Raw genomic sequence first — 15,339 nt, forward strand, 5'->3', positions numbered from 1 at the left:
ATCTACGATGAGATTAAAAGGTGTTAAAAAAATGTATGCACTTATGCTTCCGCTTCATCTGGTTATCCTCGTATCATATAAGTTGGTCGGGTCAGGGTCCTATAGGCATAGGGATTCGTATGTTGGGTTTCACTTACTCGAATATGAATCGTCATCCCTTCTCCTACTTTGCTGTCTAAGGCGAATTTCCCATTAAAAGCTTGAACTCGCTCCTGCATACCTTGTATGCCCATGGAATCGGCAAGCAGAATATCATCTATATTACAACCTACACCATCATCGCTATACAAAATTTGAAAGCCTTCTTCAGTGCCTAGTAAATGTATTTCAACTGTATTAGCATAGGAATGTTTTAAAGCATTATTTAATAATTCTTGGAACAGGCGATAAATCATTAAATTTAAGCGTTCATCCTCTAAATAGAGACGGTCAATCGTATAAATCAAAACAAATTTAGCACGTTTATGGATTTTTTGGATTAATTTTTCGAGGGCTGCATTTAAGCCTAATGTATCTAGCAGAGGTGGCTTTAAATTTTCACAATAGCCTCTTAAATCATTCAGTGAGATAATCATATGTTCATGAAGTTTTATAAGTTTAGATGGGATCTCCTCTTTTTCTTTTGCATGCATGAGGACATCCATTTCCCTTGCGATGTGCAGTTGTTCTTGTAAAATCGTATCATGAAGTTCCTGTGCTAACTGATATTTTTCCTCCTCGAAACGTAGCCAAAGTAATTTATTGAGCCATGGTAGCTGTCGATTATCAGCCTCTTTCATATGCTTTAACTGATTCAAAAGCTCCTCAACCATTTTCGTGTTTTCAATAAAATTATTTAAATAGAGCAGCAATAATTCTAACCATAGTAATTCCTCATCCTTGAGATAAATCGTTTTATTATGGTCCACAACAAGGATTCGTTTATAGTTCACATCTTGATGAATAAAGGCGATATAGAAATGATCTGTTTTTTTAATATCCCCTAAGCCTAATCGTTCAACTAGTACCTCGTCTATTTGATGCTGCGTGTATTCTTTGGATTTATTTGTTAAGGTAACTTGATGTGTTTGAAAATCGTAAGTGAGCACATACACACTTTCCATCTCAAGCTGGACCACAACCTCCTGCACAAACCTCTCCAATAAATCCTCAATCTTCACCACTCTACCAATACTCTCAACGGTCGTATACAAGCGGTGAATGTAGTCCCCTTTTGTAGAGAATAAAATTTTCCGTTTACGGTAATCAATCCGCTCTTTTATGTAAAACAACGCCATTAACGATAGAAAGGCAAAAAAGAAAATCTCCGTCATTCGTGAAATGGATAGATCCGCAAATAAATAGAGACCGATTAACAGCCATATGGTAAAGCCAAATGAGAAATTGAAATAATAACGTAATCGAGAAATGAAATACTCCATATCGAAAATACGTTCAGTTAGTTGTGTGAAAATGAAGCTATACGGGATAAGCATTAAAAATAAAGAACATATATCTGCAGAAATTACATACTGATTAAACAAAATTACAGGTACTGCATATAAAAAGAGAAATGGTAAAAACGGTGTAATAACACTTATTAACAATAGTTTCAATTGAGAGGATTTATATCTATAGTATCCTACAATTAAAATACTTAGATTGGAAATTAATAATATAAAAAATGTCCATAATATAACAGTAGAAAATAATGGGTTAATTTTCGGGAAAATTATGCTAATGATACTTATAAAGATTGCTATTAAAGGTAATACGTAAAGAATGGAAATATTTTTAATAAAAATCCATTTTAAATTTAAAAAAGAAAAATATTTTTTTAAAAAATGAATTAATATTACTAAACAAAGTAACATACTCCCACGATTAATAATCATACTTAGATTATCTAGTCGTCCAGATGCACCGCTACTTACATAAGCTATTGAAATAACTAACATAAAATACATTAGTAAATTTAAAAGTGTTGTTCCTTTTTGGGTTATTTTTAAATAAAAAGTAATCAATAACGTAAGGAAAAAGAAACATGCAGGAAAAAAAAAGAGATAATAAAATTGTTGGGGAATATCTAAGTGATTTATTTGAACATAGAGAATTTCACCATTTTGCTTTAAAATCTCTAATGTATTTGCTGCTCGAATTTTGGAATCATATGTAATATTTGAAACTTCATCGACTTTGACTCCATCGACATTAATAACAATATCTCCAACAGATATTTTTTGATCAGTTGCCCATTCTTTATAATATGGTTCTTTAATAATCCATTGTCCATTTTCTTCCTGTATTTTTATGCTTACAAAAGGCGTGCTGTAGGTAACATAAAGGACATAAAAGCCTAGAGTTAAATAAATACCTACAGCAAGCCAAAACCATTTCTCTTTAATTAATGTCAATACCAAATTCCATTTTCTAAACATACATCTTCATCAAACGAATCCAAAATTGCCTTTTGTTCTAATGCTGTTACACCAATAAGAGAAGCTTTTTTTTCTTTTAACAATGTCACCAGCGTCGGATTTTGCTCTAAATATTGAATCATGTTAATCATTAAAATCGCCTCATTTCTTCATTTTATAAGATTATAGTCACTATTTTATACCAATAAATCCTTATATAAAGGAATTATTAACCATATATGTAACTATATTTTCATTATACTATCTCTCTCCAATAATTCAACATAATTTTCTAAAAAATTCAAAAAATAATAGAATACGTAATAATTTTGCTTTATTTTCAATTGTTTTTCTCCAAAAATAGACAAATGAAAAGCTCCTTCCTTATAGTAGGAAGAAGCTTTTCATTTGTCTCTCTTGCTAATACTGACACCCTTCTTGTAGCCACTTGCATAAATCAGAAGTAACCAATGTAGCATGTTGCCGATTCATATCACCACCATCTACTGCAAAAACACGATAATTCTCTGCCTTTATCGCCATTAAAAAGACCATTCCCCCACTATCATCACCAATGGCAATATAGCCTTTTGCATATTCCGCCACTTCCCAAATCTCATTTCTTTCTAAAATGTCCTCTGTACCATAAATGAACACGCCATTCGTAAACGATAAACCGTTACTTTCCTTTAATACATGTCTATATGCACTCGGAAGTTGACAATTCAACCTATTTTCTATGTGTAAAATTTGGTGATCTGTTGCTGGAGGATATGCCGTATAGCTATTATGTATAGGTAACATTCCGTCACCGTCCTTTCTAATAAATTTTTTTCACACCTGTGCTGTACAAAATTCATAAAATGCCGTGATTAAATCATCAATCTCCTGTTTTTTAATAATTTGATTCAACCATTCATCTGGAATCTCATTCAACCAACTACTCATACCCGCTATGGCACCTGTAATTGCGGCAATTGTATCTGTATCTTCTCCTAAATTAACAGCTTTTAGAATCGCTTCGTTAAACGTTCGTGCATTACCAACACACCATATCGCAGCTTCTAGAGAATGGACAATATAGCCACTTGAGTGAATGTCATCTTCAGGAATACTAAAAAAGTTGTCGTGAAATATTCTTGTGTATGTGTTTAATTCTGCTTTCAGTTCGTCCTGCAAATGATTTTCAAGCAATGAAAATATTTCAACTAAGGCAGCTTCTAGCGAATTATTTCGATATAAGCTTAATAATAGCTCAATATAAATAATAGACCCCACGATTGAACGTGGGTGGGCATGTGTAATCTCTGTATATTGTTGAATCAATGCTTTTCTTTTACTAAAATCAAACTCATTCATTACCACAAATACTAAAGGTGCTATCCTCATAAGCGTCCCATTGCCATTATCGAACTCGCCCGTTTTTCCACAATGCTCAGGCAAAACACCTTTTTTATAGTTTGAAACGGCTTCAGCAGTCGTGATGCCGATATCAAACATTTCTCCAAATGGTGTGAGATAGCCTTCTTCCATGTATCGTACAAACTTATCCATTAAATGAGTTGTATTGCCTTTTTCAATGATGTTTTTGACTAAGCAAAGTGTTAAAGAAGTATCATCAGACCAAGTGCCAGGTGGTTGATTGTACGTACCGTATCCTATTACATCTTGCACATGGAAAGTTCCTCTTTTCTTAAATTCAACAGGTACGCCCATTAGATCTCCGACAATCCCACCATATAAAGTAGCAAATACTCGCTCCCTCATCTTTGAACCTACCATAAGATCTCACTTCTCCTTTCCAAGTCAAACATAATACAACGAAGTCTGTTAGTGGAAGTGTGAAATTTACTAAGTTGGTAAATTCACCCTTCCATCCTATAAAATTAAATACGTTCAATTTACCCACGTTCTTACAATAGTAATACCTCAATATCTTCTTACAAAAACATATTTACTTTCACTAACACATAAAAAAACCGTTCAATAAGTATAATCATACTCATTGAACGGTTACTGCTGTTCATTATGCTTTTTGATAGCGTAGCACTGGTGTACGAGCAGCGCGTGTTTCGTCTAGACGAGATACGACTGTTGTATGAGGTGCTTCTTGAACGATTGATGGATTTTCTTCTGCTTCTTTGGCAATTTGAATCATCACATCACAGAATGCATCTAATGTTTCTTTTGATTCTGTTTCTGTTGGCTCGATCATTAATGCCTCTTCCACATTTAATGGGAAGTATGTTGTTGGTGGATGATAGCCAAAGTCTAACAGACGTTTTGCGATATCTAATGTACGAACGCCCAGTTTCTTCTGACGACGACCTGATAAGACAAATTCGTGTTTACAGTGACGGTTATATGGCAGTTCGTAGAATGGCTCTAAGCGACGCATCATGTAGTTTGCGTTTAATACAGCATATTCTGTAACAGCTTTTAAACCATCCGGCCCCATTGTACGAATGTACGTATAAGCACGAACATTGATACCAAAGTTACCATAGTAAGGTTTTACGCGCCCGATAGATTGTGGACGATCGTAATCGAAGTGGTATGTTCCTTCTTCTGTTCTCACTAGAACTGGTTTTGGTAGGAATGGAATTAAATCTGCTTTTACGCCTACTGGACCAGAACCTGGACCACCGCCACCATGTGGACCTGTAAATGTTTTGTGCAGATTTAAATGTACACAGTCAAAGCCCATATCGCCAGGACGTGCTTTACTCATAACGGCATTGAGGTTCGCACCATCATAGTACACTTTACCGCCTACAGAGTGAATAAGCTCTGCCATTTCGATAATGTTTTCTTCAAATAAGCCTAGTGTATTCGGGTTAGTTAGCATTAGCGCAGCTGTATCAGCACCTACTACTTTGCGAAGGTCTTCGATATCAACTAAGCCATTTTCATCCGATTTAACAGTAATTGTTTCAAAGCCTGCTACTGTCGCTGATGCTGGGTTTGTACCGTGAGCCGAGTCAGGAACGATGACTTTGTTACGGTGACCTTCGCCATTTGCTTCATGGAATGCACGAATCATCATTAACGCTGTCCATTCACCATGAGCACCTGCAGCAGGTTGTAATGTCACTTCATCCATCCCTGTAATTTCTACTAAAGAAGTTTGAAGGTCATAAAGAAGCTCCATTGCCCCTTGTGCTGTTGATTCATCCTGTAATGGGTGAACATTGGCAAAGCCTGAAAGACGTGCAACTGCTTCGTTAATTTTCGGATTATATTTCATCGTACAAGAGCCAAGCGGATAGAAGCCAGAGTCTACCCCATGGTTTCTACGAGAAAGTGCTGTATAATGACGCATAATATCAAGCTCAGACACTTCAGGTAGTTCTGCTGCCTCTGTACGTACTAAGTTTGCAGGTAATAAATCTGCTAGGTCTACCTCAGGTACATCTAGTGCTTCTAAATTATAGCCAACGCGACCTTCTTTTGAAATTTCAAAAATGAGTGTTTGATTTTCGTTATGCATGAAGAGCCCCCATTTCTGCAACAAGTGCATCAATTTCTTCTTTTGTGCGTAATTCAGTCACTGCGATTAGCACATGATTTTTAAGAGAGTCATAATTTTGACCTAAAGGATATCCACCGATAATACCTTTTTCGATTAAACCTTTATTGATTTCCTTCACACATTTATTCGTTTTCACAACGATTTCGTTAAAGTGTGCGCCTTGGAATGCGACTGTAAAGCCTGCTGCTTCAAAAGCATTTTTTGCATAACGTGTTTTTGCAATATTTTGAGTAGCCATTTCACGAATACCTTGTTTTCCTAGAGCAGTCATCGCTACAGAAGCTGCAAGTGCAAGAAGGGCTTGGTTCGAGCAAATATTTGAAGTGGCTTTATCACGACGGATATGTTGTTCACGTGCTTGTAGTGTTAATACATACCCACGACGGCCTTCACCATCCACTGTTTCACCAACAAGACGTCCTGGCACCTTACGCATTAATTTCGTTGTCACCGCAAAGAAACCACAGTGTGGGCCACCGAAAGCTTCAGAGATACCGAATACTTGCGCATCACCTACACAAATATCAGCACCTAGCTTACCAGGAGGCGTTAAAATGCCTAATGCAAGTGGATTAGAAGATACAACAAGTAAGCTTTTTGCAGCATGTGCAATATCCCCGATCACTTGAATGTCTTCCACTTGACCAAAGAAGTTTGGATATTGTGCAATAACAGCTGCTGTGTTGTCATCGATTAACTCTTTTAATGCTTCCACATCTGTCACGCCATCTTTTTGTGGAATTGTCACGATCTCAATGGATTGACCATAGGCATATGTAGCAACTACATCGCGATATTCTGGGTGCACTGCTTCAGACACTAAAATTTTCTTACGACGCGTATGACCAGCTGCCAGCATACCTGCCTCTGCTAATGCTGTACCACCGTCATACATAGAAGAGTTCGCAAGATCCATACCTGTTAGCTCAGCAATCATCGTTTGGAATTCAAAGATCGCTTGTAGCTCACCTTGTGAAATCTCTGGTTGATATGGCGTATAAGCTGTATAAAACTCTGAACGAGAAATAACATGGTCTACGATCACTGGTTTATAGTGGTTGTAAACGCCTGCGCCTAAAAATGATACATTGGCATTTGTGTCCTTATTTTTTGCAGCAAGGGCCGTTAACTCTTTTAATAAAGCAGATTCTGATTTTGCTTCCTTAATATCATAAAGGCCTTTAAAACGGACTTTCTCAGGAATATCCTCGAATAATTCATCGACTGAGGATACACCGATTACGTCTAACATTTCTTTTTGATCTTGCTCCGTCATAGGTAAATAACGATGTTTCATAAATGTAGGTCCCTCTTTTCAACTATTATTTTGAACGCTTGTAAAACGGTGTTTCTACTGTTATTACCTTCAAGTGCTTACCGCGAATTTCGATTTCTAGCTCAGTTCCGATTGTTGTGAATTGACTGTCAATTATTACGTGACCAACGTTACGTTTAGATGAAGGAAGTTGTGTACCCGTTGTCACTTCACCGATTTCTTGACCATCTTTAAACACTTTGTAGCCATGACGTGGGATGCCTTTATCGATCATTTCAATTCCTACAAGTTTGCGTGGTAGTCCATTTTCTTTTTGTGCTACTAATGCTTCATGACCAATAAAATCTTCTTTATTTAATTTCACAGCAAAGCCAATACCAGCCTCCAGTGGAGAAATTGTTGCTGATAGCTCTTGACCATATAATGGTAGCCCTGCTTCAAAACGCAGTGTATCGCGACAACCTAGTCCAGCTGGAACTACACCTTTTTCTTGACCAGCATCTAAAATTTTACCCCAAAGCGCTTTAATATCTTCTGGAGCGCCATATAATTCAAAGCCATCTTCACCTGTGTAGCCACTACGAGAAACTAATACTTTATGACCTGCAACCTCAACATTCTCTTGGAAGCGGAAAAATTTAATGGCACTTACATCAGTCGAAGTAAGGGATTGAAGAACTTCTTCTGCTAATGGTCCTTGAAGAGCAATTTGTGCATAGGCATCAGATTGGTTATCAATCGTCACATCATATTGATGTTGATTTTCCATCATCCAGTCATAGTCTTTTTCGATGTTGGCAGCATTGACACATAGTAAATAGTGATTGTCAGCTAATTTATATGTTAATAAATCATCAACAACGCCACCATCTTCATAGCACATTGCTGTGTACTGCGCTTGGCCGTCAACAATTTTTGAGACATCATTTGATAAAAGATTTTGTAAAAATCCTAATGCATCGGGACCAGTTACTAAAATCTCTCCCATATGTGATACATCAAATAAGCCTGCACGATTACGAACTGCATCGTGTTCTTCTTTAATAGAAGAGAATTGAACAGGTAATTCCCATCCACCGAAGTCAACTGTTTTTGCACCATATTTCGCGTATTCTTCAAATAGAGGTGTACGTTTTAATTCATTCGCCATTCTTTTTTGCCCCCTTATTGTTAGTTACATTTTTACTGGTAGTAGTTCGTCTGCTTTTTGTATTCCTACAGCCAATGCATGCAGTCAACCGCATAAAACACGCTATAGACATAAAAAAAGACAGACGAACCCCTTTTCGGGATTCTCTGTCCTTGCACCTGAAAGTTACACCAGACTGGCTCGCAAGCTTTACTATTGCCAATCAGTCGGCTTTCCCCTTTGGTGGCTGTTATTGTTATACTACAGCTCTCTCCAGAGTTGCGTCTTGTACGAGTCCTTTTACCTGAGAGATTCATAGCCCATTGCTACTTGCTCCTTCGGTGGCGTCTACACGCTCTCTCCCCGCACAATCATCCGCCCAAGATAAATCTTGGTACTATTTAGTATTCAATGAACATTTAGTTACTTATTTGTCTATATCCTAACATTAAATGCATTGAAAAGGCAATCATTTTTTAAAAGATAATAAAAGACGAACATTAATGAATTAAAATCTTTTCATCGTTCGTTTTTTAACCTTTTCACTTGAAATACTAAATACTCTAGAATTTGACGAATCGTTCTACCTTCTGTCAGTACCTGAATATGACCTGCATCACGGTAAAATTTCCTTCTGTAGTGATACAGACTTTCTAGCTCCTCTTTTGTAGAGCTCTGTACAATGGGTCTATTTGGATCATGCTGAACTCGTTTATAAATATCCTCAAACGACGCATCTAAAAAAAACACCAATCCACTACGTCTCATAATTTTTCGATTTTCAGCATTCATGGCAACGCCACCACCAGTCGAAATAATACAAGCCTCGTCCCTAAAATTTTTCAAAAATTCTGTTTCTATTTCTCGAAAATGGGCCTCGCCGTATTTTTCAAAAATTTGTGGAATTGTCATCCCCTGCTGTCGCACAATCTCATGATCCATATCATAATATGGCATCTTCAATAAATAGCTTAAACGTCTTCCTAACGCACTTTTTCCACTACCCATAAAACCAACAAAATATATTTTTCGCAATTCGAATCACCTTCTTATAACTACGATTCTACACTGTCTGACAAAATTTGTCCCAATAAATTTATCGTAGCTCGAACATTCAATTTTTCTATCCCATCATATGTTCGATACTGCATTTCATAAGACATACAATACGCAAGAACAAAAGTAGTTACAAAAAATAATAATGCAATTGCGACCAAAAAAATAGCCCCTCTGTCATTTTTCAATAATTGGCACATAAAAGGTTCGCTCCTTTTGAATACCGCTAGTCATTTCGACAGCTACCGTCAGCATATTTTCGGAATAGTTAAAATGACATTTATTGATTCCTATTAACATAGGAACATGTCCACCGTTTACCTGCTCACGAATAATATTCGAGTAGCAATCAATATGATGGAGTGTAGTGGCTGTTTGGAAAGTCATTCTTTTTTGATCCTCACGAACAGAAAATATGGAAATATCTTTTAGAGAGAGATTTAAATCAGAAACAAATAGTTCCCACTTGGTTTGTTCATCGGTTAGCATAGTGGATCTCATTTCAGCAAACCACAGCATCATAAGGACAAAGAGATGAGAAATAAGCACAAAAACGACTAATTGAAACATCGCTTCTAGTAATGTATAGCCCTTCTCATTCATGAACTTCACCTGTCGCTTGGATACATTTTTGACGAGGCTCATGTAAATTTTGAAAATGAACACAAACTTGTTGTCCATCAACTATCCAGTGATAAGCAACTTGTTCAATGGTTCGAGAGCCTTCTGTTTGCTGAATAGCCTGGTACTTTTTTAAACCTTCGTAGGCTGTTTCAGCTGCAATTAGCTCCATTTTTTTATTAGCAAGATTTGTTTTCATCGTATAGGAAATGGGTATCAACGAGGTACAAAGTATCATCAAAATACCCACACCTAAAATAGTTTCTACAAAAGAATAGCCTGACTCATTCAATCCTAGCTCTCCCTCGTCCTAATGTTATGATTACTTTTTTCTTGCCCTGTGGTGTTTTAAATGCCATGGTACCAGCTGTCATCACATTGCCGCTGTAGTTATAGATTAGTGTGTAAATCGAACTCTCTGCGGGCAAAAATTCAATCCCTTTCGGATAAGAACGTTCATATAAAGTAGTATAAAAATCTTTTTGAATAATATAGCGATTCGTTGAACTTTCCATTTTCAGCGCTATATATTGCCGTTGGCTCATACTATAAGTTTGAATATATTGAATATCGAGTTGCAATTGCGTGAAAAATCGTTCTAATTCCTTGGCTTCTGCTATTTTGAATGAAAATTTGCCAACAATCGCAGTTAAACTCATAACAAGAAATAAGACGACCAGCATTTCAAGAATCGTAAAACCACCATTTTTATCATTATTCATTAGCTCTCAGAACCTGTTTCTATGTTGACATTGGCTGGACGTACCTCTCCCTCATTTGTAATCACTATTTCTTCTTTATTGGGGCATGTTGTTTCATTTTCTTTTAAATAGCCTTTTGCCACTAAATCATCTAAGGTAGGATACGCCATATAATCTACACGATAAGCCTCTACTTGACCTTGTACCATGGAAATATAAGCCGTACAGCCTTTCTTATCTATTGTGGCGAAATGCTTTGTTACATTTGGGATCGTAATTAAAATTAGAACAGATATAATTAACAAGACAATTAGCATCTCGATTAAAGTGAAACCAGCTTGTTGGTTAATACGTTTCATTATCTTCCTCCTAAACTAATTCAATCATGTGATAGATGGGTAATAATAAACTGATATAAGCTGCTACTATACAAACAGCAATCAGGATAAAGAAACTAGGCTGCACAAAAGCTAATATTTTTTGCAAAAGCTGTTCCTGCTTTTCCATTAATAATTCGCTATACAATACTAATTCTTTTCCTAAATAACCGCTGTGTTCACCATGCTCAACGAACATTGGAAAATCTTTTTGAAAAACTGCCATCATCGTTACCGACTGTGTCAGTGATTCGCCAAAGATGACTCTTTCTTTTATACGCTGTGAAAGAATTTGGAGATATGGTTGGAGTTGTTGTTCTTCTAATAGTTGAAGGCTTGCTTGTAATGAAAATCCACTTTGTAGTAAACTGCCCAAATAAGCAGCAAATTGTCTTGTCAATGTTAGCCTAAAATAGCGTTGCATAATGGGGATCTTTAACAAAATTGTTAGTTGATGAGCAACAGCTTGTCGTTTGAGATAGAATCGAAAAATGAATAAGCTGCCTATTACTATGAACATGGTCGAGATGACTATATCTGGAACATGTAATAACATATTGGACAATGCAATACTTGTCTCCTCTGCTTCAGAGGTACGACTGACGACCATTCTTTCAATATTCGGTAAAAAAAATGTACGAAACACAAAAAATAACAATAGTAAAAAGATAATCAGTGTGACAGGATAGATCAGCAGCTTGATTAGCTTTTTCTTAGTCTTTTCACCTACCGTTAACTGCTTCGCCACACCTTTAAACGCCTCTATCATATGGCCATTATTTTCTGCCACCTTAATCGCCATTAAATAATGTTTCCCCAGTTGTAATATTTCAAGTATCCCTGCAACACCTACTCCTTGTCTGAGTCTTTCATCAATTTGCTGCTGTATGTCTTCATGTGCCTCGATATGATGAGGTAGAAGCATGGAAATAGCTTGTGGAAATAAATATCCTTCCTGCATTAACACACATAATCGATGGAAAAACTGAGCTTGCTCCTTTACCCGCCATTTCGTAGCCCTATTGTAAAAAAGAAGCAATTTATCGATGTATGTTTGTAACTGCATAAAGGCTCTCCACTAATTCTTTTTGCCCCATTAATGTTAAATCATAAGGAAGTTTGTAATTGCCCTTATCCTTGATGGCAGTGATGGCTCTTGTTAGATGATCATCATGTAAAATTTCATAGACTGCACGACGTTCACCATGTAAAGCTGCAGTCTGAACAAGCATTTGCGCAACAATACCGATAACCGTTTGGCGAAGCTCCTCTATCGACACGCCTAAATCCATTAAACGATAAAGACAATTAATGGCGTCTTTTGCATGAATAGTCGAAACAACTAAATGCCCTGTTAGAGAGGCTTGGATTGCAATATTTGCCGTTTCTTTATCCCGAATTTCACCAATCATGATGACATCCGGTGAATGGCGTAAAATGGCTTTTAGTATTTTTTATAGGTACAAAATTTTCATGAGCGTATTTTTTATCCTAATGAAATAAACAAATATATGTATTTAGCCCATTTTCATTAATTTTTTTTTATTTCGCCCATAAATAATTACTTATGTAGCTTTGGAATAAAGATTGATTAAAAAATATTCCTTAACCCTTATCTAAATAGCAACATCAAAAACTCCATTTTGAAAAAAGATTGATCAAAATGGATTTACTCTCTTTAGATAAGTATGAGATTTTTATAAAAAAGTTTGATCATTTTTCAGGTTGTTCCACAATTGCGCCCGATTGCTGAATATCAAGTCGGTGATTTGTCTTTTGCATATTAAAGTAAAGCACCCTTTAGGTGAATACATATTAGATAACCAAATATTTAAATTTGAAGGGGAATTGAAGAATAGACTTTTGGGAAAAGCTGAAGAATTCACGAAACAAACATATGATTTTTCAGAACATGAGAGAAAAACCAAATTTATTAATTGCTGGCACTTAAACGATTTTGAATCAGCAGCTATGTGGGATCTTTACTTAAAAAGTAATGAGGGTATAGCTATTCAAACGACTTTTGATAGACTTAAGCGTAGTTTGAATAGAAGTAAGGAAGAAATTTATATGGGTAAGGTAAAATATATTGACTATAGAACTGAAAGAAATTTTCATAGAAATACTCTTTCACCTTTTTTCACTAAAAGAATTTCATTTAGTCATGAAAATGATGTTAGAATTACTTTATTCCAACAATAAAGATTTTAACAAAGATATATGGGAAAAACATCAAAGTAGACCTTGCGGAATTAATTGAATCTATATATGTATCACCTGATGCTCCTTTGTGGTTTGTGGATGTTGTAAAAGTAATTTGTTAATAAATTTAATATTCAATCAAAAATTATTCATTTAGGTTTATATAAAATTAATTAAATGGAGTTTTATAATTAAGGCTGTTTTCTTAAAGATTGTTGCTAAATTAAATCTCGAGGGACATCAAAAAATAGATTTTATCTACTAAGTACGTAGAAATAAACTCTGTTTTTTAATTTCGCAAACTGAATTTTAAAGTAATGCTACCCGTTAGTTTAATAAGGACAGTAACGCTTCTTCAACAATGGCGCCCGATGTTAATTACAGTTGCTGTTAGCCAAGAATACAACAATATTAAAAAACTAAGAAGAGTAAAACTATTATAGAAAATTTGATCTTATGTTTCTGGATCTTATTCATTTTTATCAGTAGTGTTATACAAAACTAGAGACTAATACAAAACAAATTTAATTATATTATATACTTTGTTTAGGAGGTGCATCTTATGGAACTCAATAAATTGATGATTTTGGATGTTCACTCACATCGAATGGATGAAGTTCGCAAATGATTTTCTAGCTCTGGCAGAAATGTGCTAGAGACAACCAACAGTTCTTGGGGCATTGTCCAAGGAGCGTTAGAAAATACGCTTCGCAAGTTATCTAGCAGGCTTATTTTTCAACAAACGAAGATGCTATTAAAGCATGCATCAAGTCATATGTTCAGAACTTCGATTTGATGGAATATCTTAATAAATAGGAGGAAGCGTAATGAAGAATTTAAAGTTGATTGGTATTATAGTGGTCTTGCTAGGTATTATCCTAGCAGGCTTCATGTTCATAAAGCGTTGGTTATATATTCAGAAATGTAATTTATTAATTGACGGTTCTGTCAAGTATGGCTATGATATGTGTCATATGGTCTTAGAAGGTGAGTCTCCTACTAACTGGATAGCTATATTCGGAGGTATGCTATTGCTGGCAGTGATTGCAGGTCTAATAATATTTGCCTTATGGCTACCGTTCGGAGTTACCCAAACAGTTCGAGAAGTACGACACAATATGAAGAGGAAATAAGATGAGCGTATCAATACAGCACCACAGAAAAGCAGTTGCAAGTCTGAACAAACCAAATGTATCACCCTCGCCATCTTTTCTACCAGTGTATGCCAACGAGTTTACCATTAACTAGTTCGGAACCATCATTAACGCAAAATCAACGGGAATAAACGTGCTGCTATCAGTCCAGCCGAGCGTTAGTAATTGAAATCCCTTTAAATAACGGTGTGAGGAATGGTCAACACCTTCGCCAGCAGTTCCACAGTTTTACTGCGATTCCGCGAATAAACGGAATCATCAATGATAAACGCCGTCACACGTTTTTCAGCGGTTAACGGCTTGATTAGACGCACCATTTCGCTACTAAGGAATAGTAAAAAGGGACGCCAGTTATACGTAGGCATCTTTAAAAACCGATAAACCGTTTCTTTACACGGTAAATCAATGGCTTTCTTACTCGTAAACGCACGAAACCAATTCGGATATTGGAAAACGAGTAAAAAATCAATTGAAAGACGGTGATGCGATAGCCAGAAAGCTTGTTAATATGAGCTTTTCACAGGTGATAGCCAATATTTAATTCAGAAAATCCTTGTTTTATTTCTTTTGGTAATTGCGCAAAGTATGCTTTATACATTATCATAGAGAGAGACACTTTTATTTGTGGTATTGGTTTAGTCACCATTAATTTACCAAAAGAAGAGGTGTCTTTTTTCGTTGTTTTCACACTTTTTTTGTGAAATTCAAATCGGTTTAAGATGGGCAAGTCAACCAATTAGACCAAGCGATGAGGATGAAAATTTAACTGTGATAGATGAGTAATAAAAAAAGCCTGCCAAAGATTATTTTCTTCGACAAGCCTTTTTCAATTTCAAGAAGTTCTAGAATGGGACACAAAAACCGTCCCCCTGTCCTTGAGAGTCACAGGTTTACC

At 36.0% G+C, this 15,339-nt stretch carries 16 protein-coding genes, 1 pseudogene and 1 riboswitch; of the genes and pseudogenes, 2 read left to right on the plus strand and 15 right to left on the minus strand.

The features are described 5' to 3' along the window. Positions 1-62: 62 nt before the first annotated feature. From JTI58_RS24505 to JTI58_RS24570, 14 genes are all read right to left on the minus strand, one after another. On the minus strand, positions 63-2,399 hold the full coding sequence (locus tag JTI58_RS24505) for a sensor histidine kinase (protein WP_393951545.1): 2,337 nt from the start codon (positions 2,397-2,399) through the stop codon (positions 63-65). Beyond that, positions 2,390-2,548: a competence pheromone ComX gene (comX, locus tag JTI58_RS24510; RefSeq protein ID WP_205444302.1), complete on the minus strand. Its 159-nt coding sequence runs from the start codon at positions 2,546-2,548 to the stop codon at positions 2,390-2,392. The genes JTI58_RS24505 and comX overlap by 10 nt, the downstream gene beginning before the upstream one ends. Before the next feature lie 268 nt (positions 2,549-2,816). Further along, complete coding sequence (locus tag JTI58_RS24515) at positions 2,817-3,200, minus strand: SMI1/KNR4 family protein (RefSeq protein WP_205444304.1); 384 nt, start codon at positions 3,198-3,200, stop codon at positions 2,817-2,819. Positions 3,201-3,230: 30 nt separating this feature from the next. Further along, the gene (locus JTI58_RS24520; protein WP_205444306.1) at positions 3,231-4,178 is read right to left on the minus strand and encodes an ADP-ribosylglycohydrolase family protein; all 948 of its coding nucleotides are present in this window, start codon (positions 4,176-4,178) and stop codon (positions 3,231-3,233) included. 244 nt (positions 4,179-4,422) lie between these two features. Further along, positions 4,423-5,886 (minus strand): aminomethyl-transferring glycine dehydrogenase subunit GcvPB, encoded by a 1,464-nt coding sequence (gene gcvPB, locus JTI58_RS24525; protein ID WP_205444307.1) that lies wholly within the window; start codon positions 5,884-5,886, stop codon positions 4,423-4,425. Then, positions 5,879-7,225 (minus strand): aminomethyl-transferring glycine dehydrogenase subunit GcvPA, encoded by a 1,347-nt coding sequence (gcvPA, locus tag JTI58_RS24530; protein WP_205444309.1) that lies wholly within the window; start codon positions 7,223-7,225, stop codon positions 5,879-5,881. The genes gcvPB and gcvPA overlap by 8 nt, the downstream gene beginning before the upstream one ends. A 25-nt stretch (positions 7,226-7,250) precedes the next feature. Continuing rightward, entirely contained in the window at positions 7,251-8,354 is a 1,104-nt protein-coding gene (gene gcvT / locus JTI58_RS24535; RefSeq protein WP_205444310.1) for a glycine cleavage system aminomethyltransferase GcvT, read from the minus strand. Between the two features lie 261 nt (positions 8,355-8,615). Further along, a riboswitch (glycine riboswitch) is annotated at positions 8,616-8,708 on the minus strand. A 144-nt stretch (positions 8,709-8,852) separates the two neighbouring features. Further along, positions 8,853-9,368: a shikimate kinase gene (locus JTI58_RS24540; protein WP_205444312.1), complete on the minus strand. Its 516-nt coding sequence runs from the start codon at positions 9,366-9,368 to the stop codon at positions 8,853-8,855. A 198-nt stretch (positions 9,369-9,566) separates the two neighbouring features. Beyond that, positions 9,567-9,992 (minus strand): competence type IV pilus minor pilin ComGF, encoded by a 426-nt coding sequence (gene comGF / locus JTI58_RS24545; protein ID WP_205444313.1) that lies wholly within the window; start codon positions 9,990-9,992, stop codon positions 9,567-9,569. Next, a complete protein-coding gene (locus JTI58_RS24550) occupies positions 9,985-10,302 on the minus strand; it encodes a hypothetical protein (RefSeq protein WP_205444314.1) in 318 nt (105 codons plus the stop codon). Before JTI58_RS24550 ends, comGF begins: the two co-directional genes overlap by 8 nt. After that, positions 10,295-10,732: a competence type IV pilus minor pilin ComGD gene (comGD, locus tag JTI58_RS24555; protein ID WP_205444315.1), complete on the minus strand. Its 438-nt coding sequence runs from the start codon at positions 10,730-10,732 to the stop codon at positions 10,295-10,297. The genes JTI58_RS24550 and comGD overlap by 8 nt, the downstream gene beginning before the upstream one ends. Beyond that, positions 10,732-11,070: a competence type IV pilus major pilin ComGC gene (comGC, locus tag JTI58_RS24560; RefSeq protein ID WP_205444316.1), complete on the minus strand. Its 339-nt coding sequence runs from the start codon at positions 11,068-11,070 to the stop codon at positions 10,732-10,734. The genes comGD and comGC overlap by 1 nt, the downstream gene beginning before the upstream one ends. A gap of 10 nt (positions 11,071-11,080) precedes the next feature. Then, complete coding sequence (gene comGB / locus JTI58_RS24565; protein ID WP_205444317.1) at positions 11,081-12,154, minus strand: competence type IV pilus assembly protein ComGB; 1,074 nt, start codon at positions 12,152-12,154, stop codon at positions 11,081-11,083. Beyond that, positions 12,129-12,539, minus strand: coding sequence for an ATPase, T2SS/T4P/T4SS family (locus JTI58_RS24570; protein ID WP_347709124.1), 411 nt, complete (start codon positions 12,537-12,539; stop codon positions 12,129-12,131). The genes comGB and JTI58_RS24570 overlap by 26 nt, the downstream gene beginning before the upstream one ends. Before the next feature lie 325 nt (positions 12,540-12,864). Between JTI58_RS24570 and JTI58_RS24995 the strand changes: the two genes are divergently transcribed. Further along, positions 12,865-13,290, plus strand: coding sequence for a hypothetical protein (locus JTI58_RS24995; protein ID WP_243456255.1), 426 nt, complete (start codon positions 12,865-12,867; stop codon positions 13,288-13,290). 827 nt (positions 13,291-14,117) lie between these two features. After that, the gene (locus tag JTI58_RS24580) at positions 14,118-14,423 is read left to right on the plus strand and encodes a hypothetical protein (protein WP_205444318.1); all 306 of its coding nucleotides are present in this window, start codon (positions 14,118-14,120) and stop codon (positions 14,421-14,423) included. Between the two features lie 117 nt (positions 14,424-14,540). Here JTI58_RS24580 and JTI58_RS25290 read toward each other — a convergent pair. After that, positions 14,541-15,048 (minus strand): annotated as a pseudogene (locus JTI58_RS25290) (transposase); the annotation flags it as partial. Positions 15,049-15,339 lie beyond the last annotated feature (291 nt).

This window comes from Lysinibacillus fusiformis, assembly GCF_016925635.1.
In the GTDB taxonomy this organism is placed as follows: Bacteria; Bacillota; Bacilli; order Bacillales_A; family Planococcaceae; genus Lysinibacillus; species Lysinibacillus fusiformis_F.

Coding starts and splice junctions, on each gene's coding strand:
- gcvT (WP_205444310.1), bottom strand. CDS start 8,354: ATGGCGAATGAATTAAAACGTACACCTCTATTTGAAGAATACGCGAAA.
- comX (WP_205444302.1), bottom strand. CDS start 2,548: ATGATTAACATGATTCAATATTTAGAGCAAAATCCGACGCTGGTGACA.
- JTI58_RS24520 (WP_205444306.1), bottom strand. CDS start 4,178: ATGGTAGGTTCAAAGATGAGGGAGCGAGTATTTGCTACTTTATATGGT.
- comGD (WP_205444315.1), bottom strand. CDS start 10,732: ATGAATAATGATAAAAATGGTGGTTTTACGATTCTTGAAATGCTGGTC.
- comGC (WP_205444316.1), bottom strand. CDS start 11,070: ATGAAACGTATTAACCAACAAGCTGGTTTCACTTTAATCGAGATGCTA.
- comGB (WP_205444317.1), bottom strand. CDS start 12,154: ATGCAGTTACAAACATACATCGATAAATTGCTTCTTTTTTACAATAGG.
- gcvPB (WP_205444307.1), bottom strand. CDS start 5,886: ATGCATAACGAAAATCAAACACTCATTTTTGAAATTTCAAAAGAAGGT.
- gcvPA (WP_205444309.1), bottom strand. CDS start 7,225: ATGAAACATCGTTATTTACCTATGACGGAGCAAGATCAAAAAGAAATG.
- JTI58_RS24580 (WP_205444318.1), top strand. CDS start 14,118: ATGAAGAATTTAAAGTTGATTGGTATTATAGTGGTCTTGCTAGGTATT.
- JTI58_RS24515 (WP_205444304.1), bottom strand. CDS start 3,200: ATGTTACCTATACATAATAGCTATACGGCATATCCTCCAGCAACAGAT.
- comGF (WP_205444313.1), bottom strand. CDS start 9,992: ATGAATGAGAAGGGCTATACATTACTAGAAGCGATGTTTCAATTAGTC.